This is a genomic window from Pseudomonas sp. EZ-C24, from assembly GCF_014525325.1.
Classification (GTDB): Bacteria; Pseudomonadota; Gammaproteobacteria; order Pseudomonadales; family Pseudomonadaceae; genus Aquipseudomonas; species Aquipseudomonas shirazensis.
In genome coordinates this window covers 167273-190253 of sequence record NZ_JACDIU010000021.1, presented here as the reverse complement: position 1 = coordinate 190253, position 22981 = coordinate 167273, and the positions used below count along the sequence as shown (strand labels likewise).

The 22981-nt window shown below is 61.5% G+C and carries 22 protein-coding genes; 15 read left to right on the top strand and 7 right to left on the bottom strand.

The window, feature by feature from the left end; translation table 11 throughout:
- Nucleotide 1 precedes the first annotated feature (1 nt).
- Together IDM28_RS18245 and IDM28_RS18240 are read right to left on the bottom strand one after the other, a co-directional pair.
- On the bottom strand, nt 2-2032 hold the full coding sequence (locus IDM28_RS18245; protein WP_101321978.1) for an ATP-binding protein: 2031 nt from the start codon (nt 2030-2032) through the stop codon (nt 2-4).
- A gap of 39 nt (nt 2033-2071) precedes the next feature.
- Nucleotides 2072-2989, bottom strand: a complete 918-nt coding sequence (locus IDM28_RS18240; RefSeq protein ID WP_188036614.1) for a putative 2-dehydropantoate 2-reductase — start codon at nt 2987-2989, stop codon at nt 2072-2074.
- A 103-nt stretch (nt 2990-3092) separates the two neighbouring features.
- Here IDM28_RS18240 and IDM28_RS18235 point away from each other — a divergent pair, with 103 nt between their 5' ends.
- The 3 genes from IDM28_RS18235 to IDM28_RS18225 all read left to right on the top strand — a co-directional run bounded on the left by IDM28_RS18235 (nt 3093) and on the right by IDM28_RS18225 (nt 5958).
- On the top strand, nt 3093-3578 hold the full coding sequence (locus tag IDM28_RS18235; protein WP_101321976.1) for a YajQ family cyclic di-GMP-binding protein: 486 nt from the start codon (nt 3093-3095) through the stop codon (nt 3576-3578).
- Nucleotides 3579-3687: 109 nt separating this feature from the next.
- Nucleotides 3688-4530 carry a mechanosensitive ion channel family protein gene (locus IDM28_RS18230; RefSeq protein WP_188036613.1) on the top strand — a complete coding sequence of 281 codons (843 nt, stop codon included), beginning with the start codon at nt 3688-3690 and terminating at the stop codon, nt 4528-4530.
- 183 nt (nt 4531-4713) lie between these two features.
- Nucleotides 4714-5958 carry an MFS transporter gene (locus tag IDM28_RS18225; protein WP_150570626.1) on the top strand — a complete coding sequence of 415 codons (1245 nt, stop codon included), beginning with the start codon at nt 4714-4716 and terminating at the stop codon, nt 5956-5958.
- Between the two features lie 47 nt (nt 5959-6005).
- Here the strand turns inward: IDM28_RS18225 and IDM28_RS18220 are convergent, their stop codons facing one another.
- Together IDM28_RS18220 and IDM28_RS18215 are read right to left on the bottom strand one after the other, a co-directional pair.
- Nucleotides 6006-7553 (bottom strand): AmpG family muropeptide MFS transporter, encoded by a 1548-nt coding sequence (locus IDM28_RS18220; protein ID WP_101321973.1) that lies wholly within the window; start codon nt 7551-7553, stop codon nt 6006-6008.
- Nucleotides 7554-7596: 43 nt separating this feature from the next.
- Entirely contained in the window at nt 7597-7950 is a 354-nt protein-coding gene (locus IDM28_RS18215; RefSeq protein WP_101321972.1) for an MGMT family protein, read from the bottom strand.
- A gap of 153 nt (nt 7951-8103) precedes the next feature.
- On the opposite strand from IDM28_RS18215, the gene IDM28_RS18210 reads away from it, so the two are divergent.
- From IDM28_RS18210 to groL, 5 genes are all read left to right on the top strand, one after another.
- Nucleotides 8104-9111 (top strand): DUF481 domain-containing protein, encoded by a 1008-nt coding sequence (locus IDM28_RS18210; RefSeq protein WP_150570625.1) that lies wholly within the window; start codon nt 8104-8106, stop codon nt 9109-9111.
- A gap of 89 nt (nt 9112-9200) precedes the next feature.
- Entirely contained in the window at nt 9201-9944 is a 744-nt protein-coding gene (locus IDM28_RS18205; protein WP_188036612.1) for a HugZ family protein, read from the top strand.
- A 65-nt stretch (nt 9945-10009) separates the two neighbouring features.
- Nucleotides 10010-10471, top strand: coding sequence for an FxsA family protein (locus tag IDM28_RS18200; RefSeq protein ID WP_101321969.1), 462 nt, complete (start codon nt 10010-10012; stop codon nt 10469-10471).
- A 263-nt stretch (nt 10472-10734) separates the two neighbouring features.
- Nucleotides 10735-11028 carry a co-chaperone GroES gene (locus IDM28_RS18195; RefSeq protein WP_053280666.1) on the top strand — a complete coding sequence of 98 codons (294 nt, stop codon included), beginning with the start codon at nt 10735-10737 and terminating at the stop codon, nt 11026-11028.
- 48 nt (nt 11029-11076) lie between these two features.
- Nucleotides 11077-12720: a chaperonin GroEL gene (gene groL, locus IDM28_RS18190; protein WP_101321968.1), complete on the top strand. Its 1644-nt coding sequence runs from the start codon at nt 11077-11079 to the stop codon at nt 12718-12720.
- 205 nt (nt 12721-12925) lie between these two features.
- Here the strand turns inward: groL and IDM28_RS18185 are convergent, their stop codons facing one another.
- Nucleotides 12926-13642: a phosphatase PAP2 family protein gene (locus tag IDM28_RS18185; RefSeq protein WP_101321967.1), complete on the bottom strand. Its 717-nt coding sequence runs from the start codon at nt 13640-13642 to the stop codon at nt 12926-12928.
- Nucleotides 13643-13820: 178 nt separating this feature from the next.
- On the opposite strand from IDM28_RS18185, the gene colR reads away from it, so the two are divergent.
- The 6 genes from colR to IDM28_RS18155 all read left to right on the top strand — a co-directional run bounded on the left by colR (nt 13821) and on the right by IDM28_RS18155 (nt 18250).
- Nucleotides 13821-14504: a two-component system response regulator ColR gene (colR, locus tag IDM28_RS18180; RefSeq protein ID WP_101321966.1), complete on the top strand. Its 684-nt coding sequence runs from the start codon at nt 13821-13823 to the stop codon at nt 14502-14504.
- The gene (locus IDM28_RS18175) at nt 14494-15801 is read left to right on the top strand and encodes a sensor histidine kinase (RefSeq protein WP_188036611.1); all 1308 of its coding nucleotides are present in this window, start codon (nt 14494-14496) and stop codon (nt 15799-15801) included. Before colR ends, IDM28_RS18175 begins: the two co-directional genes overlap by 11 nt.
- Nucleotides 15802-15916: 115 nt before the next feature.
- Nucleotides 15917-16597, top strand: coding sequence for a class I SAM-dependent methyltransferase (locus IDM28_RS18170; RefSeq protein WP_150570622.1), 681 nt, complete (start codon nt 15917-15919; stop codon nt 16595-16597).
- 5 nt (nt 16598-16602) lie between these two features.
- Nucleotides 16603-17301 (top strand): lipopolysaccharide kinase InaA family protein, encoded by a 699-nt coding sequence (locus IDM28_RS18165; protein ID WP_188036610.1) that lies wholly within the window; start codon nt 16603-16605, stop codon nt 17299-17301.
- Nucleotides 17301-17528 carry a hypothetical protein gene (locus IDM28_RS18160; RefSeq protein WP_101321962.1) on the top strand — a complete coding sequence of 76 codons (228 nt, stop codon included), beginning with the start codon at nt 17301-17303 and terminating at the stop codon, nt 17526-17528. Before IDM28_RS18165 ends, IDM28_RS18160 begins: the two co-directional genes overlap by 1 nt.
- 131 nt (nt 17529-17659) lie before the next feature.
- Nucleotides 17660-18250 (top strand): GNAT family acetyltransferase, encoded by a 591-nt coding sequence (locus IDM28_RS18155; protein WP_150570620.1) that lies wholly within the window; start codon nt 17660-17662, stop codon nt 18248-18250.
- A 124-nt stretch (nt 18251-18374) separates the two neighbouring features.
- Here the strand turns inward: IDM28_RS18155 and IDM28_RS18150 are convergent, their stop codons facing one another.
- Nucleotides 18375-19898, bottom strand: coding sequence for a fumarate hydratase (locus IDM28_RS18150; protein WP_101321960.1), 1524 nt, complete (start codon nt 19896-19898; stop codon nt 18375-18377).
- Nucleotides 19899-20134: 236 nt separating this feature from the next.
- Between IDM28_RS18150 and IDM28_RS18145 the strand changes: the two genes are divergently transcribed.
- Nucleotides 20135-21055: an iron-sulfur-binding ferredoxin reductase gene (locus tag IDM28_RS18145; protein ID WP_150570619.1), complete on the top strand. Its 921-nt coding sequence runs from the start codon at nt 20135-20137 to the stop codon at nt 21053-21055.
- A 297-nt stretch (nt 21056-21352) separates the two neighbouring features.
- Here the strand turns inward: IDM28_RS18145 and pyk are convergent, their stop codons facing one another.
- Entirely contained in the window at nt 21353-22807 is a 1455-nt protein-coding gene (gene pyk / locus IDM28_RS18140) for a pyruvate kinase (RefSeq protein WP_101321958.1), read from the bottom strand.
- Nucleotides 22808-22981 lie beyond the last annotated feature (174 nt).

The window sequence follows — 22981 nt, the reverse complement described above, 5'->3', positions numbered from 1 at the left end:
GTCATGTCTCCGTTGGGGCCGGTGCCGCAGGCACGGGCGAGCCGAGGGGCAGGCGCAGGGTGAAGCAGGTGCCCTGGCCGGGCGAGGACTGCACCTCCATCTGCCCCTTGTGGTTGTTGGTAATGATGAAATACGAAACCGATAGGCCCAGGCCTGTGCCCTGGCCGATCTCCTTGGTGGTGAAGAACGGCTCGAAGGTACGCTTGCGCACCGCTTCGGGCATGCCGATGCCGTTGTCCTCTACCTGAATTTCCGCCCACGGCGGATTGAGCCGGGTGCGCAGGATGATACGGCCTGGCTCGCTCGGTTGCGGGCGCAGGTGGATCGCCTGGGCGGCGTTCTTCAACAGGTTGAGCAGTACTTGTTCAAGCTCGTTGGCGGTGCATGGCACCGGCCCCAGTTGCGGGTCGAACTGGCGGACGATGGCCTGGCCCTTGAAGTCGAAACCTATTGCAAGATCGAAGTCGTTGCCGGCAATTTCCACCGCCTGGTCGATCAGCGCGGGCAGGCTGCAGGGGGCCAGCTGGCGATTGCTGAGACGGCTGAAGCTGAGCATGTGGGTGACGATCTTGGCCGCACGGGCTCCCGCCTGCTGGATGCCGTCGAGCAACTGCGGCACTTCGCGGCTGTGCAGGTAGCGGTTGATCTCGGCCAGGTCCAGGCCAAGCTCGGCGGCCTGTTCCTGGTTGCGCGGCAGGTCGGGCGACAAGCGCCGGCGGATGTTCTGCACGTTGTGCAGGATCGCCCCGAGTGGGTTGTTGATCTCGTGGGCCATGCCTGCGGCGAGGCCGCCCACCGAGAGCATCTTCTCTGACTGCACCATCATCTCTTCCAGCGACAGGCGCTGGGTGATGTCATCGATACGGATCACCACGCCGCGGCCGCCACCGCCGGTCAGTGGGTAGAAGGTCAGCGCGTAATGGCGGGCGTCGTCACCTTTGGGCCAGGTGACCCGCTCGATCTTGGTCACCCGGTGCTTTTCGACGGTGTCTTTAAGTTGCGGCAAGAACGGCTTGAGCGGCTCGAAGGCGATAAAGATCGGTTGGTTCAGCGCCTCGTCCAGGCGCGTGCCGGAGAGGGCGCTGGCTTCCTGGTTCCACTGAGTCACGTACAACTGCTCATCGAGTGCTATCAGCGCCGATGGCATCGAATCGATGATGCTGTTGAGGTAGTTCTGGAAACCCGTGAGCTTCTTCTCGATCTTGCTGCGAACCTGAACCTCCAGCTCCAGCTTGCGGTTGGTATTGCGGGTTTCTTCGGCCAGGCCCTGGGCCTGGTCGTAGGCGGTCTGGAATTCGTCGCGGGTGCGCTTGAGCTGCTGCTCGCGGGCCTCGATGCGCGACAGCATGGTATTGAAGGCGTTGGCCAGGCTGCCGATCTCATCGTCGTTGCCGCGCTGCGCGCGCATGGCATAGCTCTCTTCGCGGGTGACCTGGCGGCTGAGTTCTTCCAGCTGATTGATCGGCTGGGTGATCAGCCGTTTGATCTGCCGGGCGATCACCAGCCAGAGCAGGATGCTGAACACCAGAATCGCCAGGCTGGCGGTCAGCGTGCCGGTGTAGAACGCGGTCGGCAGCTCGCTGCTGGCTACCAGAAGGAGAAACGCCGGCGGGTTGCCCGGACGCGGCAGGCGAATCAGTTGAGTGCTGCGAAACTCCATCAGACGCCAACCGTCGATGTTGCGATAGCGCTTGGGCAGGGCCAGCGGTTCGCCGTGCTGCAGTTGCGCGAGCATGCGCCCGTCGCTGCCGTAGACCGCTGCGGCGCGCAGTGGGGTGTAGCTGTCGAGTTCCTTGAGCAGGGCGTTGGCGTTATCGCTGGAATCACCGGCGCGGGCCGACAGCTGCGGGTTGGCGACCAGCCTGCCGATGGTTTGCAGCGCCTGTGGCGCCATGCTTTCCTGGGTGATCCAGTAGGCTGCGCTGATAAAGGCCAGGTTGGCCACCAGCAGGATGGTGATCAGCAGTACCAGCAGGGCCGCAAGCAGTTTCTGCCCGACCGGGAGGTTATCCAGGCGTTGGCGCAGTTTCATGGGCAAGGCAGTGTCCGTATTCGGGTCAGAGGGCAGCGATCAGTCACTGGGCAGGCCGCGTGCCTGCAGGTTATCGACCAATCGCTGGCGCAGGTGTTCCAGCTCCACCAGGCCCAGGCCGCGGCGGTGGGCGGCGCGGCAGGCGTAGCCGAGCAGGTAATGCAGCTCGGTGCGGCGGCCATGGCGCACGTCTTGATACATGGAAGAATAATTGGCTGCAGTCGCCAGAATCACCCGCTGCACTTCTTCGTTCAAGCCCTCGGCCGCTTGCGGCTGGCCGCAGCAGTGCAGCAGTTGCGCCAGCTCGGCGCACAGCGCATCCACCTCACTCAAGTGTTCGAGCAGGCCACCGTTCTGGCAGTCGTGCAGTACGGTCAGCGGGTTGATCGCGCAGTTCAGGGCCAGCTTGCGCCACAGCCGGCTGAGAATGTCCAGCGTCCACTGGGCGGGGATGCCGGCCTCCTCGAGGTCACTGAACCACTCGGCCGGGGCGGGGTTGAGCGGGTCGCCCAACCAGTTGAAGCCATGCCCGGCAAACTGCACCTGCCAGTCCGCCGGACGAAACGCGCCTTCGGTACTGGAGGCAAAGATACAGCGCGCATGGGGCACCTGATCGGCCACCTCGTCCTGGCTGCCAAGGCCGTTCTGTAACAGAATCAGCTCGGCGCCCACAGCCAGGCGCGGGGCCAGCCTGGCCAGGGCAGGGGCGGCATCGTAGGCTTTACAGGCCACCAGCAAGCGATGAATCGGCGCGTGCGCTTCATCGGCTTCGGCGGGGATGGCAAAAAAGCTGCTGTGCGCTTGCTCGATCAAGGTCAGGCCGCCGACGGCCTGGTACGCCGCCAGGCGCTGCGGGTCGCGCAAGATCAAACGGACCGCCTTACCTGCGCGGGCCAGCCGGCAGGCCCAGAGGCTGCCCAGGCTGCCGGCGCCGAGAATATGCCAGGTGCTGCTCATCTACGTTTCGCAACCCGTTATAATGTGTCCCGCATTTTAACCATCAAACCCTGCGCGCTCCATCTTCACGCTGAGCGCGGCGCTTTCATACTGGAGAACAACCATGCCTTCGTTCGACGTGGTATCGGAACTGGACAAGCACGAAGTGCAGAACGCAGTCGACAACGCCATCAAGGAGCTGGACCGCCGCTACGACCTCAAAGGTAAGGGTAGCTTCGAATTCAAGGAAAAGGACCAGACCGTGCTGATGACCGCCGAAGCCGAGTTCCAGCTCGAGGCGATGGTCGAAATCCTGCGCAGCGCATTGGTCAAGCGCAAGATCGAAGTGAAGTGCCTGGAGGTCAAGGACGCCTATGCCTCGGGCAAGGAAATGAAACAGGAAGCGACCTTCCGCGAAGGCATCGACAAGGAGCTGGCGAAGAAGATCGTCGCCCACATCAAAGACGCCAAGCTCAAGGTCCAGGCCGCCATCCAGGGTGAGCAGGTACGCGTCACCGGCAAGAAGCGTGACGACCTGCAAGAAGCGATTGCCGCACTGCGCGCCAAGGAATTCGACATGCCGCTGCAGTTCAACAACTTCCGCGATTGACCTGGCTGCAGGAACCCCATTGCCACACTGAGGTCCATGGGGCTCCTCGCCGCGGCCTGTCTGCGGCCTGCTTCACTGTGTACATGCCGTTTGGCATCAGGAGAAAGTTATGGATTTGACCAATGAGGTCGATCAACTGGTCCGCCAATCGCAAACCTGGCTGCCATTGATCATGCAATACAGCAGCCGCCTGCTGCTGGCGCTGCTGACCCTGGCGGTTGGCTGGTGGGTTACCAACAAGCTCAGCGCCCGCCTGGGCAAGCTGGTTGGGCTGCGCAACGCCGATCCGGCCTTGCAGGGCTTCATCAGTACCTTGGCAAATATCATCCTCAAGATCTTGCTGCTGGTCAGCGTCGCTTCGACGATCGGCATCGAAACAACCTCGTTCGTCGCGGCGATCGGTGCTGCCAGCCTGGCCATTGGCATGGCGTTGCAGGGTAGCCTGGCCAACTTCGCAGGTGGTGTGCTGATCTTGCTGTTCCGCCCGTTCCGCACCGGCGACTGGATCGAGGCGCAAGGCGTCAGCGGTACTGTCGACAGCATCCAGATCTTCCACACGGTGCTGCGCACCGGTGACAACAAGACCGTAATCATGCCCAACGGCAGCTTGTCCAATGGCATCATCACCAACACCAACCGTCAGCCGACGCGCAAGGTGGTGTTCGATGTGGGCGTTGATTACGAAGCTGACCTGCAGAAGGCCCGCAACGTGCTGCTGGAGCTGGCCAACGACCCGCGCGTGCTGCCGGACCCGGCGCCGCAGGCGGTGATCTCCACCTTGGGCGACAGCTCGATCACGGTATCCCTGCGTCTGTGGACGAAAACGGCCGACTACTGGGATGTGATGTTCATGCTCAACGAGCGCACTCGCGACCGGCTCAAGGCAGAAGGGATCGATATCCCGTTCCCGCAACGGGTGATCCGCGTGGTGCAGGAGACTGCCGCGCAGTAAACCGCGTTCGCTGTAACTGCGCGGGCTTGTTCCGCGGGTGTACCCGCCGCAACGATGTTGCTGGCGCTGGGCATTCGCGGGCAAGCCCGCGTTTTGTTTTGTCCCTAATTACACTTGTTCACAGCCAGGACGTGCCATTTCTGGCATATAACCTGACCCCTTTCGTATCCACTGATGTCTGCCATGAAACCACTGCTGTATATCACCCCGGCCCGTGCCTTGCTGTTTGGTCTGACCCTGGCCTTGTTCGAGCTGCTCACCTACCTGGCCAGCGATGCGGTCATGCCGGCCATGCCGGATGTGGTCACCGAGATGAACGCCAGTCCGGAATTTATCCCGCACGCGCTGAACCTGTACCTGCTGGGTGGGGTGGTCCTGCAATGGCTGATCGGTCCGCTGGCCGACCGCTATGGCCGGCGGCCCTTGCTGCTCGCTGGCTGCGTGATCTTTGGTGTAGCCTGCCTGGCGACCTTCTGGGTGCAGGACATCGGCCTGTTCAACCTGCTGCGGCTGTTGCAGGGGATCGGCCTGGGCTTTGTCGTCACCGTCAGCTACCCGGCATTGAACGAGGCTTTCAGCGAGGCCGATGCCGTACGCATGATGGCCTTGCTGGCCAATATCGCCTTGCTTTCGCCCTTGCTCGGGCCGCTGGTGGGCACGTTGATGCTGCAGTGGCTGGACTGGCGCTGGTTGTTCGTGGCTTTTGCCGTGGGTGCGCTGCTGACCCTCGGGCTGCTGTATCGCTTCATGCCGGAAACCCTCGGCGTCGAGCGCCGCGACGGTAGCCGCCTGCCGTTTACGCCGATTCACCTGCTGCCGCTGTTGTCTGGTTATGTCCAGTTGCTGAGCAATCGTCGCTTCGTCGCCGGCAGCGCTGCGCTGGGCCTGGTCGGCTTGCCGCTGATCGGTTGGATCGGCCTGTCGCCGGTGCTGCTGATTCACGACGAGGGGCTGAGCAAGATGGCCTATGCCTTGTGGCAACTGCCGGTGTTCGGTGGCTTGATCGCGGGCAACCTGATCATCAACAGCATCGCTGAGCGCTACCCATTGCCTGCGCTGGTGCGCGGCGCACTGTGGCCGTATCTGGCGGGGTTGGGCCTGATGATGCTGGCTACCTGGCTGTGGCCGTCAGTTACCAGCGTGGTTGCGGGCATGACCCTGTATGCGCTGGGGCTGGGCGTGGCCAATGCCGTGCTGTACCGCATGACCTTGTTCGCCAGCGAGCAGAGCAAGGGCCTGGTTTCAGCCATGCTCGGCATGATCACCATTGCCGTATTGGGTCTGGGGGGCGCGCTGCTGGCGATGATTGGCGCTGGCGCCAGCTTGCTGCACTTCGCCGTCCTCGCCGGCATAGCCGGGGCGCTGGCGCTGGTGCCGCTGTGGTTTGTGGTGGGTGGCAAGGGCGCTGGCGCGACCGTCGCGCAGTGAAGCGAGCGCCGCTGTGCCGGTGCAGGCGACAGCGGCGCAACGCTCTGTCAGGGCTGGTCCGCGGTAGGGCCAGGCACCGGCTCCAGCTTGCCGCGCCGTGCCTCCTGGCGCCACTGCAGGAGGATCAGGATCAACGTAGGCACGCCCAGCAGCGCGGTAATCAGGAAGAAATCGTGGTAGCCAAACTTCTCCACGATTACACCTGAGTAACCCCCGATCAGCCGCGGCAACAGCAGCATGATCGAGCTCAGCAGGGCGTATTGGGTGGCCGAGAACTTCAGGTTGGTCAGGCTCGACAGGTAGGCAACGAACGCCGAAGTGGCCATCCCGGAACTGAAGTTGTCCAGCGAGATGGTGACCACCAGCATCTCCACGTTCGGGCCCATGTCGGCCAGCATCAGGAACAGGATGTTGGTACTGGCCGAGGCAACGCCGCCGATGAACAGGATCGGCATGATGCCGAAACGCACGATCAGCAAACCGCCGGCGCCGGCGCCAAGCAGGGTCATGATCAGGCCGAAGATCTTGCTGACGCTGGCGATCTGGTCCTTGGTGAAGCCCATGTCGATGTAGAACACGTTGGCCATAACGCCCATGACCGTGTCGGACATGCGATAGGTAGCGATCAGCCCGAGCAGCAGCAACGCCTGCCAGCGATAGCGGGCGATGAAGTCGTTTACCGGCGTCAGCACCGGCGCCAGGCCACGGCGGCCGAGCGACGACAGGCAGGCCCAGGTCAACAGTGCGTAGAGGACCAGGCGCATGAAGGCGCGGTCCTCCAGCACCAGTTGCACCACGGTCGAGTCGCCAAATACCACGCTGGCCCAGTCGGTGTTGTACAGCTGGGTGAAGCTGGCCGGCACCGACACCAGCAGAATGATCAGCACGAACACTGACGCCAACTGATGGCTCAAGCCATAGCGAGCAGCCGACAGCTGCGTGCGCAGCGGCACTGGCGGTTCGCGCATGATCAGCGTGGTGAACACGGCCGGTAGCATGATCACGCCGAACAGCACATAGGTGCCGGTCCAGGCCTGGTGCAGATAGCTGAAGCCAGTGGAGCCGAACCATTCAGCGAAGAACAGTGCGCCGGCAGTAGCCAGCAGTGCGGCAACCCGGTAGCCGGCCATGTAGCTGGCGGCAAGCGCAGCCTGGCGCTGGTCATCGGCGATTTCCAGGCGGTAGGCGTCGACGGCGATGTCCTGGGTTGCCGAGGCGAAGGCCACCAGCACCGCCAGGGCGATCAGCCAGGACAGGTGTTTTTGCGGATCGCACAGGCCCATGCCGACCAAGCCGATGACCACCAGTACTTGCGACAACAGCAGCCAGGAGCGACGTCGGCCAAGCCCGCCGAGCAGCGGCAGGCGCCATTGGTCGAGCAGTGGCGACCAGACCCACTTGAAGGCATAGGCCAGGCCGATCAGGCTGGCATAGCCAATTGTCTCGCGGGCCACACCGGCCTCGCGCAGCCACACTGAAAGGGTTGAGAACACCAGCATGTAGGGCAGGCCGGCAGCGAAGCCCAGCAGCAACAGCACCAGAGTTGACGGGCTGGCATAGGCAGCGAGCGCAGCGCGCCAGGTTTTACGGGGCATGGGCCAACATCTGCCTCAAGGTTACGAAAACAAAGCGCGCACTCTAACCGCTGTGCTCCATCGGGCGCCAGCCATGGCGCAACATATCCACACGATTATTGGCTACATTGACGCCTTCGGCGCGTAGCCGAGCGCGTTGTTCGTCGCCTGAAGGTGTGCCCGGCTGCAGGCTCAGTCGACCACTCGCGCCGATCACTCTGTGCCAGGGCAGGCGGCTGCCCTGCGGCAGTTGGCCCAGCGTGCGCCCGACCCAGCGCGCGGCTCGGCCAAGGCCAGCCAAATCCGCCAACTGGCCATAACTGACGACCTTACCCTCGGGCACTTGCCCGAGGGCGGTATAGAGCGCCGTTCGTCGGGCTTCGGCATCCTCTGCCGAAAGGCGTGCAGCGCCAGACATCAGGCGCAGCCCGGCGATCGGCGAGATTGCCGGCGAAGTGGCTTATAGATGAGAGTTGAACTCATTGGCATCGGTTTGGTCTGTCCTTGCTCTGGTCGCGCGTATCTGGATAATGCCCGGCTTTTTTCCGCAAACCGAGCCCGTAGTCAGCTTATGTATTCTAGAACCTTGCTCTGCCTTCTCGCCGCTTCCCTGTGTACCCCAGCGTTCGCCGACACCGTCTGGATGAAGAACGGTGACAAGCTCAGTGGCAAGATCAAAGTCTTCGATGGCGGCAAGCTGCTGCTGGAAACGCCCTATGGTGGCTCCATCGCGCTGGACTGGAAACAGGTTCAGACCCTCGAAAGCGATCAGGAGCTGCTGGTCAAACAGGATGCCTACACCGGCGAAAAGGCCAAGTCGCTGCAGGCAGCCGAGCCGGGCAAGGTGACCCTGGCCAATGGCGAGGCGCCGAAAACCGTCGAGCTGGCCAGCATCGAGCAGATCATGAAGCCGCGGCCAGTAGTTGAGGATCTGGTCTGGAAAGGTAACGTCGACCTGGCCATGGACTTCAAGCGCGCCGAAAACGACACCGACGATTACGATGTCGGTTTCAAGACCTCGGCGCGTCATGGCCGCTGGCGGCACAATGCCCAGGGCGAATACAACCGCGAGAGCAAGGACGACGTCACCACCACCAACAACTGGAGTGGTGAATACGCGCTTGACCGCTTCATCACCGACAAGTGGTTTTGGCAGGGGCGTCTCGAATACAAGCGTGATCATATTGAAGACCTGGCCCGCCAGCGCACGGTCGGTACCGGCCCGGGCTACCAGTTCTGGGACGACGAGTTGGGGGCGTTCTCGCTCGGCTCGCTGCTCAACCGCACCGACTATCAGTACCGCGATGGCGGCAAGGACAATTTCTACTCGGCTGCCATGAAGTGGGATTACACCCGCTACCTGATCGGCAAGAACGTCCAGCTGTTCACCAATGGTGAACTGGGCAAACCGCTGGGTGGGGTTGCCGATTACTCGCTGGATGCCGAAGTCGGCCTGCGCTACAAGGTCACCGAGTGGGCCTCGCTCAATCTCAAGGCCGAGAAGGAAATGATCCAGGGCACCAGCAACAGTGACCTGGACAAGACCCGCTACACAGCGGGCTTTGGCGTCGCCTGGTAAAACCGCTCTGTTGCACTTCTGGCGTGGCGGTCACGGCTGATAAATGCTTATCTTGTCAGCTGACCCGCCTGCCGCCAGGAGCATCTGTTGTGAGTAACGTCGTTACCAACACCGCCCTTCGTCCCGCCCGCGAACTCCTGCTCAAGGAATACCGCGGCGTCCTCTCGACCCATTCCAAGTCGATGCCCGGCTTCCCGTTCGGCTCCGTTGTGCCGTACTGCCTGGATGCCGAGGGTCAGCCGCTGATCCTGATCAGCCGCATCGCCCAGCACACCCACAATCTGCAGAAAGACCCCAAGTGTTCGTTGCTGGTGGGCGAGCGCGAGGCGCTCGATGTGCAGGCAGTCGGCCGGCTGACGGTGATGGCTGAGGCGCACAAGCTGATCGACGGCGAAGCCATCGAAGCGGCGGCGGCTCGCTACTATCGCTACTTCCCGGACGCCGCCAATTACCACAAGGCCCATGACTTCGACTTCTGGTGCCTGCGGCCGGTACGCCATCGCTACATTGGCGGTTTTGGTGCGATTCACTGGCTCGATCAGGTGACGATGGCCAACCCGTTTGCCGGCGCCGCCGAGGCCAGCATGGTCGAACACATGAACAGCGACCACGCAGCGGCCATCGCTCACTATGTCGCCCTGAGCGATCTGCCAGGTACGCCTGCCGCTGAATTGGCAGGTATCGACAGCGAAGGGCTGCATCTGCGCATTGGTCAGGCTATCTATTGGCTGCCATTCCCGAAGACTTGCAATACGCCGACACAAGTGCGCGAAGCCTTGGTATTACTGGCCCGCGCCGACAAATGGCCGGCTGTGGATGAAACTCAGGGTTGAAATAGCGACCTTGCGCATCCATCTGTTGTCCTAGTGGAAGGTTGTCTTCCGTCGAGGAACCCTTGATGCGTGTTTTTTTATTGTTGTTGCTGCTGTTTCCGGTGCTCGAGCTGTTCGTGTTCGTCAAAGTCAGCGCCGCGATCGGTTTCTTTCCGGCGTTGCTGCTGATTATCGGCGGCTCCGCGTTGGGCTTGCTGGTGATGCGGGTGGCCGGTATCGCCACCGCACTGCGTGCCCGTGAGAGTCTGCAGCGAGGCGAGTTGCCCGCTGAAGACATGTTCCAGGGCCTGATGCTGGCAGTGGCAGGTGTGCTGTTGCTGATTCCGGGCTTCATCAGTGACGTGCTCGGCCTGATCTGCCTGATGCCGTTCACCCGTCATTTTGCCGCGCGCAAGTTGCGTCAGCGGGCCGAGGCGCAGGCAATGCGGCAGCGTGCATTCCAGGATGATCCATTCGCAGCACGGCCGCCCGAAGGTGGCCACCGGCCAAACGTGATCGAAGGCGAGTACCAGCGTCGCGATCAGTAACCCTGTGCAGTTTGTGTGCAAAGCGGCCCCGTGAGGGGCCGTTTGCATTTGCGCGGGTAGCTGTTGAAAAAAATTTCACAGGTAAGCCCTTGTAATCGTTTCGCTCGGCCTCATCTATGTGGTCACCGCAAGGTTTCTGGTGGCAACGCCAGACAAGACAAAGGGGTTCGCCGAATGCGGGCCCCTACCGGCAACGCCGGAATGCATCAACCCGCCGGTCTCGACACCGGCCGATGAAAACCACTAATTGGGAGAGATCGACAATGAAGCTTCGTCCTCTGCATGACCGCGTCGTAATCCGCCGCAGCGAAGAAGAATCGAAAACCGCTGGCGGTATCGTTCTGCCAGGTTCGGCCGCTGAAAAACCAAACCGCGGTGAAATCGTTGCCGTCGGTACCGGTCGCATCCTGGACAACGGCGAAGTTCGCGCGCTGGCCGTGAAAGTGGGTGACAAAGTGGTCTTCGGCCCGTACTCGGGCAGCAACACCGTGAAAGTCGATGGCGAAGATCTGCTGGTGATGGCTGAGAACGAGATTCTCGCTGTTGTCGAAGGCTGATTTTCCCGACTTCCCGTTACTCCAAAGTATTTCAAGGATTAAACGATCATGGCTGCTAAAGACGTAAAATTCGGCGATTCCGCCCGCAAGAAAATGCTCGTTGGTGTCAACGTTCTGGCTGACGCTGTCAAAGCCACCCTCGGCCCGAAAGGCCGTAACGTTGTCCTGGCCAAGAGCTTCGGCGCGCCAACCATCACCAAAGACGGTGTATCGGTTGCCAAAGAAATCGAACTGAAAGACGCTTTCGAAAACATGGGCGCTCAGCTGGTCAAGGAAGTTGCTTCCAAGGCCAACGACGCTGCCGGTGACGGCACCACCACTGCGACCGTTCTGGCTCAAGCCATCGTCAACGAAGGCCTGAAAGCCGTCGCTGCCGGCATGAACCCGATGGACCTGAAGCGCGGCATCGACAAGGCCACCATCGCCGTCGTTGCCGAACTGAAGAACCTGTCCAAGCCTTGCTCCGATTCCAAGGCCATCGCTCAGGTCGGTACCATCTCTGCCAACTCCGACAGCTCCATCGGTGAAATCATCGCCGAAGCCATGGAAAAAGTCGGTAAAGAAGGCGTCATCACCGTTGAAGAAGGCTCGGGCCTGGAAAACGAACTGTCGGTTGTCGAAGGCATGCAGTTCGACCGTGGCTACCTGTCGCCGTACTTCGTCAACAAGCCAGACACCATGGTCGCCGAGCTCGACGGCCCACTGCTGCTGCTGGTCGACAAGAAGATCTCCAACATCCGTGAGCTGCTGCCAGTTCTGGAAGCCGTTGCCAAGGCCGGCCGTCCACTGCTGATCGTTGCTGAAGACGTTGAAGGCGAGGCCCTGGCTACCCTGGTAGTCAACAACATGCGCGGCATCGTCAAGGTTGCAGCGGTCAAGGCACCAGGCTTCGGCGACCGTCGCAAAGCCATGCTGCAGGACATCGCTGTCCTGACTGGCGGTACCGTCATCTCCGAAGAGATCGGCCTGTCGCTGGAATCGGCTACCCTGGAAAACCTGGGTAACGCCAAGCGCGTCATCCTGTCGAAAGAAAACACCACCATCATCGATGGCGCTGGTGTTGAAGACGACATCCAGGCTCGCGTTAAGCAAATCCGCGCTCAAATCGAAGAGACTTCGTCCGACTACGATCGTGAAAAACTGCAAGAGCGTCTGGCCAAGCTGGCTGGCGGTGTTGCCGTGATCAAGGTCGGTGCTGGCACCGAAGTTGAAATGAAAGAGAAGAAAGCCCGCGTTGAAGACGCCCTGCACGCTACCCGTGCAGCCGTTGAAGAAGGCGTGGTACCTGGCGGTGGTGTTGCTCTGGTCCGTGCCCTGAGCGCTATCATCGACCTCAAAGGCGACAACGAAGACCAGAACGTCGGTATCGCTCTGCTGCGCCGTGCGGTTGAATCGCCACTGCGTCAGATCGTTGCCAACGCCGGTGACGAGCCAAGCGTCGTGGCCGACAAGGTCAAGCAGGGTTCGGGCAACTACGGTTACAACGCCGCTTCCGGTGAATACGGCGACATGATCGAAATGGGTATCCTCGACCCAGCCAAAGTCACCCGTTCGGCACTGCAAGCTGCTGCTTCGATCGGTGGTCTGATGATCACTACCGAAGCGATGATTGCTGATGCTCCGGAAGACAAGCCAGCTGGCGGTGGTATGCCAGACATGGGCGGCATGGGTGGCATGGGCGGCATGATGTAAGCCTGCCTTAGCGCCTGCTGTACCGAAAAGCCCCGCCTAGTGCGGGGCTTTTTTATGGGTACTTAGAACGGCACCGGACTGTAGGAGCGGCCTTGTGTCGCGAAAGGCCAGCAGAGCTGGCCCGGCAATTTCAGCGGCGAAGCTGGGAATCTGGGGCCGCTACGCGACCCTTTCCGACCGGTCCGGCGCCCCGGCAAGGCCGCTCCTACACAGAGCGCGTTTGCCTGGAGAGGCTTGGACGGTAGAGCACCAGGTAGTAACACGCCAAGCCGATCAACCAGCAGAACACCGCTGTCCAGGCATTGTGTGAAAAGAAATGCGCGCCCTGCAGCATCCGCCCAAGCGACAGCACGCTGCCGAGGGTAAACGCCAGCAGCAAAGCGCCTCGGGCCAACCGCGGTCGGCGATCACGCAATGCAAAAAACAACGCAAACAGGCTAAAACCGGTCGCCGCATGGCCTCCGGGCCAGCAGCGTCCGGGTTTGTCGGTTTGCGGCCTGGCTTCGAGCAATTTGCTGTAGGTCTGCTCACCGCCAAACTGGCTAAGGCTCCACGGGCATTGCACCGCCGTGGCAACCTTGAGCGGGGTGACAAAACTGGTCGACAGGGCCAGCGAAAGCACCAGGCAGCCCAGCTCTCTGCGCCAGGCAAACAGCCGCTGCCAGAACAGGCTGGCAAAAAACGCCAGCACCGCCACCAGCGCCAAGCCAATGACCACCTGCTTGACCCCATCATGGAGGATGTTTTCCAGGACATAGCTGTGGCGACCGATGAACTGCCCGGCGCCCGGATCGAAGGCGAGGGCGGCCAGGGACATATCCAGTGATGTCGATTCGAGCAGCAGCAGTGCGAGTGCGCAGCCCAAGGGGATCCCCAGGTATAACCACAGATTCAGCGGACGCGGGCGGACGGCGGGGGGCATGGTGACTCCAGGCGCAGAAAAAGGCGGCGATTGTCTGCCTGGGGCTATATTTGCGCTGTGAAGTTTTGGTGAAAAATATGTCAGCAGCAGTGATCAGCCGGCAAGGCTGGCGCCGCGCCAGCGATGTCCGTAAGCTGCGCCTGCCGCGCACTGCGAAAGCGCCGCACAGGAGAAACCGATGCGCATTCTTTTGGTTGAAGACAACCGCGATATCCTCGCCAACCTGGCTGACTATCTGGGTATGAAAGGCTACACGGTCGATTGCGCCCAGGACGGTCTGTCCGGTTTGCACCTGGCCGCAACTGAGCACTATGACCTGATTGTGCTCGACATCATGCTGCCCGGCATCGATGGCTACACCCTGTGCAAGCGCCTGCGCGAAGATGCCCGGCGCGATACCCCGGTGATAATGCTCACGGCTCGCGATCAGCTCGATGATCGTCTGCAGGGCTTTCGCTCGGGCGCCGACGACTACCTGCTCAAGCCGTTCGCGCTGTCGGAGCTGGCGGCGCGTATCGAAGCAGTGCTGCGCCGCGCGCAGGGCGGTGGCCGGCGTACGCTGCAGGTGGCAGACCTCAGTTACGACCTCGACACCCTTGAGGTCACCCGCGAGGGCAAGCTGCTCAAACTCAACCCGGTCGGCCTCAAGCTGCTCGCGGTACTGATGCAGAAGAGCCCCCACGTACTGCGCCGGGAAGTTCTCGAAGAAGCCCTGTGGGGCGATGACTGTCCCGATAGTGACAGCCTGCGCAGCCATGTGCACCAGTTGCGCCAAGTGATCGATAAACCGTTCGAAAAGCCCCTGCTGCACACCGTGCATGGCGTTGGCTACCGCCTCGCCGAGGGTCGCGATGGAGTTTAAGCAAAGCCTCGCCCAGCGCATCATCATCGCCTTTGCCTTGATGAGTGCATTAGTCGCAGGCGCCTTCGCCTTCGGCATCGTGGCGACGGTCCATCTGGTCGAGGAGCGGCTGATTTCAACCGTGCTCGGCGGTGACCTGCAGCGCCTGCTGCGCATGGACAGCGTCAGTGACTGGAGCCATCGACCACGGCCCGACCAGCTGTTCTATTTCAGCGGCGGGCGCGATGACTTCGAGCTACCCAAGGACCTGCATCACCTCGAACCTGGCTTTCATGAAGTATTTCGCGATCAGCTTTCTTACCACGCGATGGTCGAGGTTGTAGACGGCCGCCGTTATGTACTGCTGCAGGACCAGAGCGATTTCGAAGAGCGCGAGCGACTGCTGTTTGCCGTGGTGGTGGTAGGTTTTGTGCTCAGCCTGGTACTGGCAGTATTCCTCGGCTGGCTGCTGGCGCGCCGAGTGATGGCGCCGGTCATCCGCCTGGCACGGCAGGTGCGCCATCGTGACCAGTTGCTGGGCCTGGCCCCGCCGCTGGCGCCGGACTATGCCGCCGATGAGGTAGGGCAGCTGGCAGTGGCGTTCGACGATACCCTTGGTCGTTTGCGCGATGCCCTCAACCGCGAGCGGCTGTTCACCAGTGACGTCAGTCATGAATTGCGCACGCCATTGATGGTCCTGGCGACCTCCTGTGAACTGCTGATCGAGAACCCGAGCCTGGACACCCGTTCGCGGGCCCAAGTGGAACGCATCGCCCGCGCCACCGAAGAGATGCAGGAGCTGGTCAAGACTTTCCTCATGCTCGCCCGGGCGCAGCATGACGAGGGCGCCGTGGCCTCGCGGGCCAGCCTGCGCGAAGTCGGCGATGACTTGATCGGTGTCTGGCGCGACACTATCGAGCAAAAGGGCCTGACCCTGCACTACGACTGGCGTGCCAACGCCAGCCCGGTCTTGTACAACGCGACCTTCCTGCAATCAGTGATGGGTAACCTGTTGCGCAACGCAGCGCACTACACCGATTCTGGTTACATCCGCTTGACGCTCGACGCCCAGGGTTTCAGCGTCGAGGATAGCGGTGTGGGCATCCCCGAAGAACAGCGCGAAGAAATGTTCAAGCCATTCGTGCGCGGCGGTGAACGTCGTGGCGAAGGCCTGGGCTTGGGCCTGTCGCTGGTGCAGCGCATTTGTGACGACCAGGGCTGGCAGGTGACGCTGACGGCAACGGCGCCACATGGCTGCCGCTTCCAGGTCGATCTTAGCCCCGGTGGTGTAGATACGCCGCCCGACGACATCGCCTGATATCGGTAATCGCTTGTAATGATGTAGGAAAAGGCTTACAAGTTTTTCACATCTGCATCACCTGAGCCCGACGCGCGTCTTTCTAAATTGCGCGCATCAGCTCAGGAGATGCCCGATGCGCAGCCCGATAAAACTCGAGTTTTCCGAAAAGTACGACCAACAACACGCGCAGGATTACCTTTACAAGCACCAGAACGGTTTTGCCCGGCGGCTGTCCCATCTGCGCGACGAGCAGTTGGCTCGGCGTGCGCTGACACTGGCTGGCGACCCTGGTCTGGTGCTGGATCTGCCGAGTGGGGCAGGGCGCTTCTGGCCATTGCTGGCCGAAAAAGCCAATCGGGTGATCATCGGTGCAGACAACTCCAAGGCGATGATCGAGACAGCCTGTGCCGCGCAACCGCCAGCCGTAGTGGCGCGGGTACGGCCCTTGCAGACTTCTGCTTTCGCCATTGATCTGCCGGACAACGCAGTAGACAGCATTTTCTGCATGCGGCTGTTTCACCACATCGGTGAAGCCAGCCATCGGCGCACGATTCTCTCGGAATTTCATCGGGTTAGTCGCGACAGCGTGATCGTTTCGTTGTGGGTGGATGGCAACTTCAAGGCCTGGCGGCGCAAAAAGCTGGAAAAGCGCCGCAACAACAGAGCCGACAAGGACAGTTACCAGAATCGTTTCGTGTTACCTGCTGACACAGTTGAGCAGGAGTTTCTTGCGGCCGGCTTTCGTATCCAGGAGCGCCTGGATTTCCTGCCGCTCTACGCCATGTGGCGGGTCTACGTGTTACGCAAGGGGTAGAGAATATGGTGGTGACTCAGGGCCGTGGATCGCAATTCGATTTCTACTGGCAGCAGCAGGGCGAGTGGGTCGAGGAGCCCAATCAGCGCCGCGGTGGCGAAAGCGGAGTGCAGCGCCTGAACGACGCCAGCGGCCAACTGCTGTATGCCAAGCGCCAGATCGGCCATACCTACCGCAGCCTGCTGCACCCGTTTGGCCGGCCGACAGTGCTGCGTGAGCTGGATGCGCTGCACAGCTTCGAGCAGCTTGGCGTGCGCGTGCCACGTATCGTCTACTGCGGTGCACAGCGCGATGGCGAGCACCAATGGCGGGCATTGCTGGTCAGCGAAGCGCTGGATGGTTTTGTCGACATGGAGACCTGGTACGCCAACGGCGCTCGCCAAGCGTATCCAGCAGTCCTCCACGAACGCATGCTCAAGGACCTGGCCGAGAACCTCGCGCGCATGCACCACGGCCATTGGCAGCACGGTTGCCTGTATGGCAAGCATGTATTCATCAAGGTCAATGGCGAAGGCGAGCAGGCCACCGCCGAAGTCGCCTTGCTTGACCTGGAAAAGTGCCGCCGACGGATCAGTCGCCAGCGCGCAGCACTCAACGACCTCGGTCAGCTACGGCGCCATTCGTCACTCAACGATACTGAATGGCAAACATTGCTCTACTTTTATCAGACGGCGTTTGGCAGCGCAGTCAAAGGTTTAGGGTAATGAAACTAGAAATCGCTCGAACTTTGTTCCTGGTGTCGTCGCTGGTAGTGACCACGGTTGCGTTCGCCGCTTGGGAGCAGCCGCGGCCTACGGTTTTCAGCAAATCGGATCTGCTCAGCCAATGCCCGCCACCGCGCAATGTGAAAGCCCAGGTCACGGTACAGCCGGATCAGGACTTGTTGCTGCTGTTGTTTGGCCTGCGCCAGGGCGTGCGACCGTTCGGTTGAAACACACTGCGGTGTTGGTGATGTAACTGTCGTGCAGGGGAAAGGCGCACACGGGGGAGGGGTGATACGGTCTTGCTTCGAGCCCGGTCCGTCCGTGTGCCTATCCCTAACGTCAGGACGAAGCACTCACTATGGAAATCCGCCTGCTGCACGGCGCCGCTATCGCACCCTTTATCGCAGAGCTTGGGCAATTACGCCTGGAGGTGTTGCGAGAGTACCCCTTTCTGTATGACGGGACCGCAGAAGAAGACGCTGACTATCTGGCAGACCTTACCCGTTCCGAGCGCAGCTTGTTGGTACTCGCTCAAGCGCATGGGCAGGTAGTGGGTGCATCCATTGGCCTGCCTCTGGCCGATGCGGCGCAAGCGCTACAGGAGCCATTTGTGACGCGCGGCCAGGATCCGGCCAAAATCTTCTACTTCGCTCAATCGTTGGTGTTGCCGGCTTATCGCGGGCAAGGCCTGGGTGTGCGGTTTTTTATCGAGCGCGAGTCCTACGCCCATAAGCTGGCCGATTTCGATTTCTGCGCGTTCTGCAGCGTGGAGCGGCCTGGCGTTCATCCGTTGCGGCCCGCCGACTACCGACCGTTGCATGGCTTCTGGCGCAACCGCGGCTTTTTGCGAGATCCGTCATTGCGTTCAGGCTGCGTCTGGCGTGACCTGGATGAGCAGCAGACGAGTGAAAAGATCATGGCGTTCTGGCTCAAGGCATTGTTGAAGTGAAGTGTTTCTATGAGGCTCTGTGGAGCGTCAGCAATACCTTCGGCAACCCAGGCTGCGCCAAGGCCTGACATGTGAAAAACAAAACGCCCGGCAAATGCCGGGCGTTTTATTGACGCAGTGAAGGTTACTTCACTTCAACCGCCAGGCTCTGGGCAATCTTGCTCTGCCACAACGCAGGCCCAGTGATATGCACTGACTCACCATTGCTGTCGACCGCAACGGTAACCGGCATGTCTTTGACCTCGAACTCGTAGATCGCTTCCATGCCCAGTTCGGCAAAGGCCAGCACTTGCGATTTACGAATCGCCTGAGCGACCAGGTAGGCAGCGCCACCGACGGCCATCAGGTACACCGCCTTGTTGTCCTTGATTGCTTCGATCGCAGTCGGGCCGCGCTCGGATTTGCCGATCATCCCCAACAGGCCGGTCTGCTCGAGAATCTGCCGGGTGAACTTGTCCATCCGCGTGGCGGTGGTCGGGCCGGCCGGGCCGACCACTTCGTCACCGACCGGATCGACCGGGCCGACGTAGTAGATGAAGCGGCCTTTCAGATCGACCGGCAGCTCTTCACCGCGGTTGAGCATCTCGACCATGCGCTTGTGCGCGGCGTCGCGGCCGGTGAGCATCTTGCCGTTGAGCAGGATGGTTTCGCCTGGCTGCCAGCTGGCGACTTCTTCCGGGGTGATCTCGTCGAGGTTGACGCGGCGCGCGCTCGGGCCGGCTTCCCAGACGATTTCCGGGTAGGCGTCCAGCGACGGCGCTTCAAGCTCTGCAGGACCGGAGCCGTCAAGCACGAAGTGGGCGTGACGGGTAGCCGCGCAGTTGGGGATCATGCACACCGGCAGCGAAGCGGCGTGGGTCGGGTAGTCCATGATCTTGACGTCGAGCACGGTAGTCAGGCCGCCCAGGCCCTGGGCGCCGATGCCCAGCTGGTTGACCTTGTCGAACAGCTCCAGGCGGATCTCTTCGATGCGGTTCTGCGGGCCACGGGCCTTGAGCTCATGGATGTCGATGGATTCCATCAACACTTCCTTGGCCATGACCGCAGCTTTTTCGGCAGTACCGCCGATGCCGATGCCGAGCATGCCAGGCGGGCACCAGCCAGCGCCCATGGTCGGCACGGTCTTGAGTACCCAGTCGACAATCGAATCGGACGGGTTGAGCATGGCCATCTTCGACTTGTTCTCGGAGCCGCCGCCCTTGGCTGCGACGTCGACCTCCAGCTTGTCGCCTGGCACTACCGAGTAGTGGATGACGGCTGGGGTGTTGTCCTTGGTGTTCTTGCGCGCCCCGGCCGGGTCGGCCAGGATCGAAGCCCGCAGGACGTTCTCCGGCAGGTTGTAGGCGCGGCGCACGCCCTCGTTGATCATGTCGTCGACGCTCATGGTGGCGCCATCCCAGCGCACGTCCATACCCACGCGCACGAACACGGTGACAATACCGGTGTCCTGGCAGATCGGGCGGTGGCCAGTGGCACACATGCGCGAGTTGATCAGGATCTGCGCGATCGAGTCACGGGCAGCCGGCGATTCTTCACGCAGGTAGGCTTCGTGCATCGCCTGGATGAAGTCAACGGGGTGGTAGTACGAAATGAATTGCAGGGCATCGGCGACGCTCTGAATCAGGTCGTCTTGCTTGATCACGGTCATGCAGCGCGCTCCTCTTGAAGACGGGAACATCGGTAAAAGGCTTTTCGACCACCAGCGTGGCGAAACGCCTGGCAACGCGGCGGCAGGTCAGGCCGACGCAAAAAAGGCGCGGCAGTATAGCGCGCATACCGGTGCGACACACCACCGCATGCGCGGGACCAAGGTCTGAAGCGGGTTGGCAGTGATGTTGCGTGTGTTCTGTACAATACCCGTATAACCCCGGAGGCCTCTGAACCATGCCCGATGTCTACGTAGGCGCGCAGCGAATCAGCGTGCCTGCCGCCAGCAATTTGCTCGATGCCCTCAATGGCGCAGGCTTCAATGTGCCCTACAGTTGCCGCGCCGGCAGCTGCCATGCGTGCATGGTGCGCTGTGTGGATGGCGCTGTAGCGGACGCTTTGCCCGATGCGCTGCCCGTGGCCAAGCGTGAGCAAGGTTGGCGCCTGGCCTGTCAGTGCAGCGTGCTTGGTGACCTGCAGGTGGCATTGTTCGACCCGCGTCTGGACGGTCTGCCTGCCAGCGTCTGCGCGATGGACTGGCTGGGCGAGGTGTTGCGCCTGCGTTTGTTGCCGGAGCGGGCGTTGCGCTATCGCGCCGGTCAGCATCTGTTGTTGTGGCTCGGCGGGGTCGCACGGCCTTATTCGCTGGCGAGCCTGCCGGGTGAAGACGATTTTCTGGAGTTTCACATCGACTGCCGGCGCCCTGGAGCTTTTTGCGATCAGCTACGGCGGTTACAGGTGGGAGACAGTCTGCGCCTGGGCGAGCTGCGTGATGGTGCCCTGCATTACGACCCGGACTGGCAGGCCCGGCCGCTCTGGTTGTTGGCCTCCGGCACCGGCCTTGCGCCGCTCTGGGCCGTTGCCCGTGAGGCCCTGCGTCAGGGGCACACGGGTGAAATCAAAGTATTGCATGTAGCTGCCAGTGACGCCGGCCATTATCTTGCCGACGCCCTGCAGGGTTTGCCCGGGCTTGCAGTTGAACAGGTGCTCGCCGAGCATCTGGACAGTGCGTTGGCTCAATTGCGGCCGACATCGCGGCAGACCATGGCATTGCTCTGCGGCTCGCCGAGCAGCGTCGAGCGTTTTGCCAAACGCTTGTTCATCGCCGGCGTACCGCGTAACCAGGTCCTGGCCGATGTGTTCGTCGAACACGCCTGAGTCACTGAGGTGTATACAGCTGCATGGTAGCGATCCGGTAACGCCGGGTATCAGTGAAATCAACCTGGCCAACCAGCGCTGCTACATCGAGGACCCACCAAGCAACGGCCGACCCAGCAAAAGCTGCCTGATAAATGAATTAAACGGTGCCAGGCGCAAGCTCCTTACCCGGCACGTTGCACTCGGTCTCTGACCCCCCCCTGACGTTCTGGCAGCGCCATGGCCTGACGCAGGCAAAAAAAGACCGCTCCGGGGAGCGGTCTTTCCTGATGACCTGAAGTTGCTACAACTTAGGCATCAACCAACCAGCGGATCACCGACGTGCAGGATCTTCATGCCATTGGTGCCACCGATGGTGTGGTAGCTGTCGCCTTTGGTCAGGATCACCCAGTCGCCTTGCTCAACCAAACCGCGCTGCAGCAGCTCGTCGACGGCCGCCTGGCTGACCTTGTCGGCCGGCAGCGAGGCCGGGTCGAACGCGATCGGGTAGACGCCACGGAACATCGAGGCACGTGCCTGGGTCGCGCGGTGCGGAGACAGCGCGTAGATCGGCACATGCGAGCGCAGGCGCGACATGATCAGCGGGGTGTAGCCACTTTCGGTGAGGGCGATGATCGCCTTGACGCCGGGGAAGTGGTTGGCGGTGTACATCGCCGCCAGGGCGATGCTCTCGTCGCAACGCTCGAAGGTGGTGTGCAGACGGTGGCTGGAGCGCTGGTTGGTCGGGTGCTTTTCAGCGCCCTGACAAATCCGCGCCATGGCCTGTACGGCTTCGATCGGATAAGCACCGGCAGCACTTTCAGCCGACAGCATCACCGCATCGGTGTTATCCAGCACGGCGTTGGCCACGTCGGAAACTTCGGCGCGGGTCGGCATCGGGTTCTGGATCATCGACTCCATCATCTGGGTCGCGACGATCACCGCTTTGTTGTTGCGGCGGGCGTGCTGGATGATCTTCTTCTGGATACCGATCAGCTCGGCATCGCCGATTTCCACGCCGAGGTCGCCACGGGCAACCATTACGGCGTCGGAGGCAGCGATCAGGGCGTCGAGGGTTTCGTCGTCGGCAACCGCTTCGGCGCGTTCGATCTTGGCCACCAGCCAGGCGCTGCCGCCGGACTCGTCACGCAGTTTGCGTGCGTATTCCATGTCCTTGGCATCACGCGGGAAGGACACGGCCAGGTAGTCCAGGTCCATCTCGGCAGCCAGCTTGATGTCGGCCTTGTCTTTCTCGGTCAGGGCCGGTGCGGTCAGGCCGCCACCTTTGCGGTTGATACCTTTGTGGTCAGACAGCGGGCCGCCAACCAGCACCACACAGTGCAGGGAGTCGGCGGTAGCGGTCTCGACGCGCATGACCACACGGCCATCGTCGAGCAGCAGCTCGTCGTTCACGCCGCAATCCTTGACCAGGTCGGGGTAGTCGATGCCGACGATATCCTGGTTGCCTTCGGTCAGCGGGTGCACGGTGGAGAAGGTGAACTTGTCACCGATCTTCAATTCAATGCGCTTGTTGCTGAACTTGGCGATGCGGATCTTCGGACCCTGCAGGTCGCCCAGCAGTGCGACGTGACGGCCGTTCTTGGCGGCGATCTCACGGATCAGGCGGGCGCGAGCCTTGTGCTCGTCCGGCGTGCCGTGGGAGAAGTTCAGGCGGGCAACGTCGAGGCCGGCAAGGATCAGTTGTTCGATCACTTCTGGCGAGTTGCTGGCAGGGCCAAGGGTGGCAACGATTTTGGTACGGCGGATGGTCATGCATAGACTCCTGTAGTGAAGCGCAGCGAGAGGCTACTCCTCAATTGCGCTGTAGTCATTGTTCCGTTGCACTACCTTGCGTCTTGCGGGGGGTGGCATTTGTACGGTCGCGCTTTGCTTGCAAAAGCGTGTGAAGATTTGCCGCGTCGGGCCGATACACTGCCTATCAAAGGA

Bases quoted from the DNA above. Each gene is read 5' to 3' on its own strand.
- IDM28_RS18160 (WP_101321962.1), top strand. From the start codon at position 17,301: ATGAAACTAGAAATCGCTCGAACTTTGTTCCTGGTGTCGTCGCTGGTA.
- IDM28_RS18200 (WP_101321969.1), top strand. From the start codon at position 10,010: ATGCGTGTTTTTTTATTGTTGTTGCTGCTGTTTCCGGTGCTCGAGCTG.
- IDM28_RS18145 (WP_150570619.1), top strand. From the start codon at position 20,135: ATGCCCGATGTCTACGTAGGCGCGCAGCGAATCAGCGTGCCTGCCGCC.
- IDM28_RS18235 (WP_101321976.1), top strand. From the start codon at position 3,093: ATGCCTTCGTTCGACGTGGTATCGGAACTGGACAAGCACGAAGTGCAG.
- colR (WP_101321966.1), top strand. From the start codon at position 13,821: ATGCGCATTCTTTTGGTTGAAGACAACCGCGATATCCTCGCCAACCTG.
- IDM28_RS18240 (WP_188036614.1), bottom strand. From the start codon at position 2,989: ATGAGCAGCACCTGGCATATTCTCGGCGCCGGCAGCCTGGGCAGCCTC.
- pyk (WP_101321958.1), bottom strand. From the start codon at position 22,807: ATGACCATCCGCCGTACCAAAATCGTTGCCACCCTTGGCCCTGCCAGC.
- IDM28_RS18175 (WP_188036611.1), top strand. From the start codon at position 14,494: ATGGAGTTTAAGCAAAGCCTCGCCCAGCGCATCATCATCGCCTTTGCC.
- IDM28_RS18225 (WP_150570626.1), top strand. From the start codon at position 4,714: ATGAAACCACTGCTGTATATCACCCCGGCCCGTGCCTTGCTGTTTGGT.
- IDM28_RS18155 (WP_150570620.1), top strand. From the start codon at position 17,660: ATGGAAATCCGCCTGCTGCACGGCGCCGCTATCGCACCCTTTATCGCA.
- groL (WP_101321968.1), top strand. From the start codon at position 11,077: ATGGCTGCTAAAGACGTAAAATTCGGCGATTCCGCCCGCAAGAAAATG.
- IDM28_RS18210 (WP_150570625.1), top strand. From the start codon at position 8,104: ATGTATTCTAGAACCTTGCTCTGCCTTCTCGCCGCTTCCCTGTGTACC.
- IDM28_RS18215 (WP_101321972.1), bottom strand. From the start codon at position 7,950: ATGTCTGGCGCTGCACGCCTTTCGGCAGAGGATGCCGAAGCCCGACGA.
- IDM28_RS18230 (WP_188036613.1), top strand. From the start codon at position 3,688: ATGGATTTGACCAATGAGGTCGATCAACTGGTCCGCCAATCGCAAACC.
- IDM28_RS18245 (WP_101321978.1), bottom strand. From the start codon at position 2,032: ATGAAACTGCGCCAACGCCTGGATAACCTCCCGGTCGGGCAGAAACTG.
- IDM28_RS18220 (WP_101321973.1), bottom strand. From the start codon at position 7,553: ATGCCCCGTAAAACCTGGCGCGCTGCGCTCGCTGCCTATGCCAGCCCG.
- IDM28_RS18170 (WP_150570622.1), top strand. From the start codon at position 15,917: ATGCGCAGCCCGATAAAACTCGAGTTTTCCGAAAAGTACGACCAACAA.
- IDM28_RS18195 (WP_053280666.1), top strand. From the start codon at position 10,735: ATGAAGCTTCGTCCTCTGCATGACCGCGTCGTAATCCGCCGCAGCGAA.
- IDM28_RS18185 (WP_101321967.1), bottom strand. From the start codon at position 13,642: ATGCCCCCCGCCGTCCGCCCGCGTCCGCTGAATCTGTGGTTATACCTG.
- IDM28_RS18165 (WP_188036610.1), top strand. From the start codon at position 16,603: ATGGTGGTGACTCAGGGCCGTGGATCGCAATTCGATTTCTACTGGCAG.
- IDM28_RS18150 (WP_101321960.1), bottom strand. From the start codon at position 19,898: ATGACCGTGATCAAGCAAGACGACCTGATTCAGAGCGTCGCCGATGCC.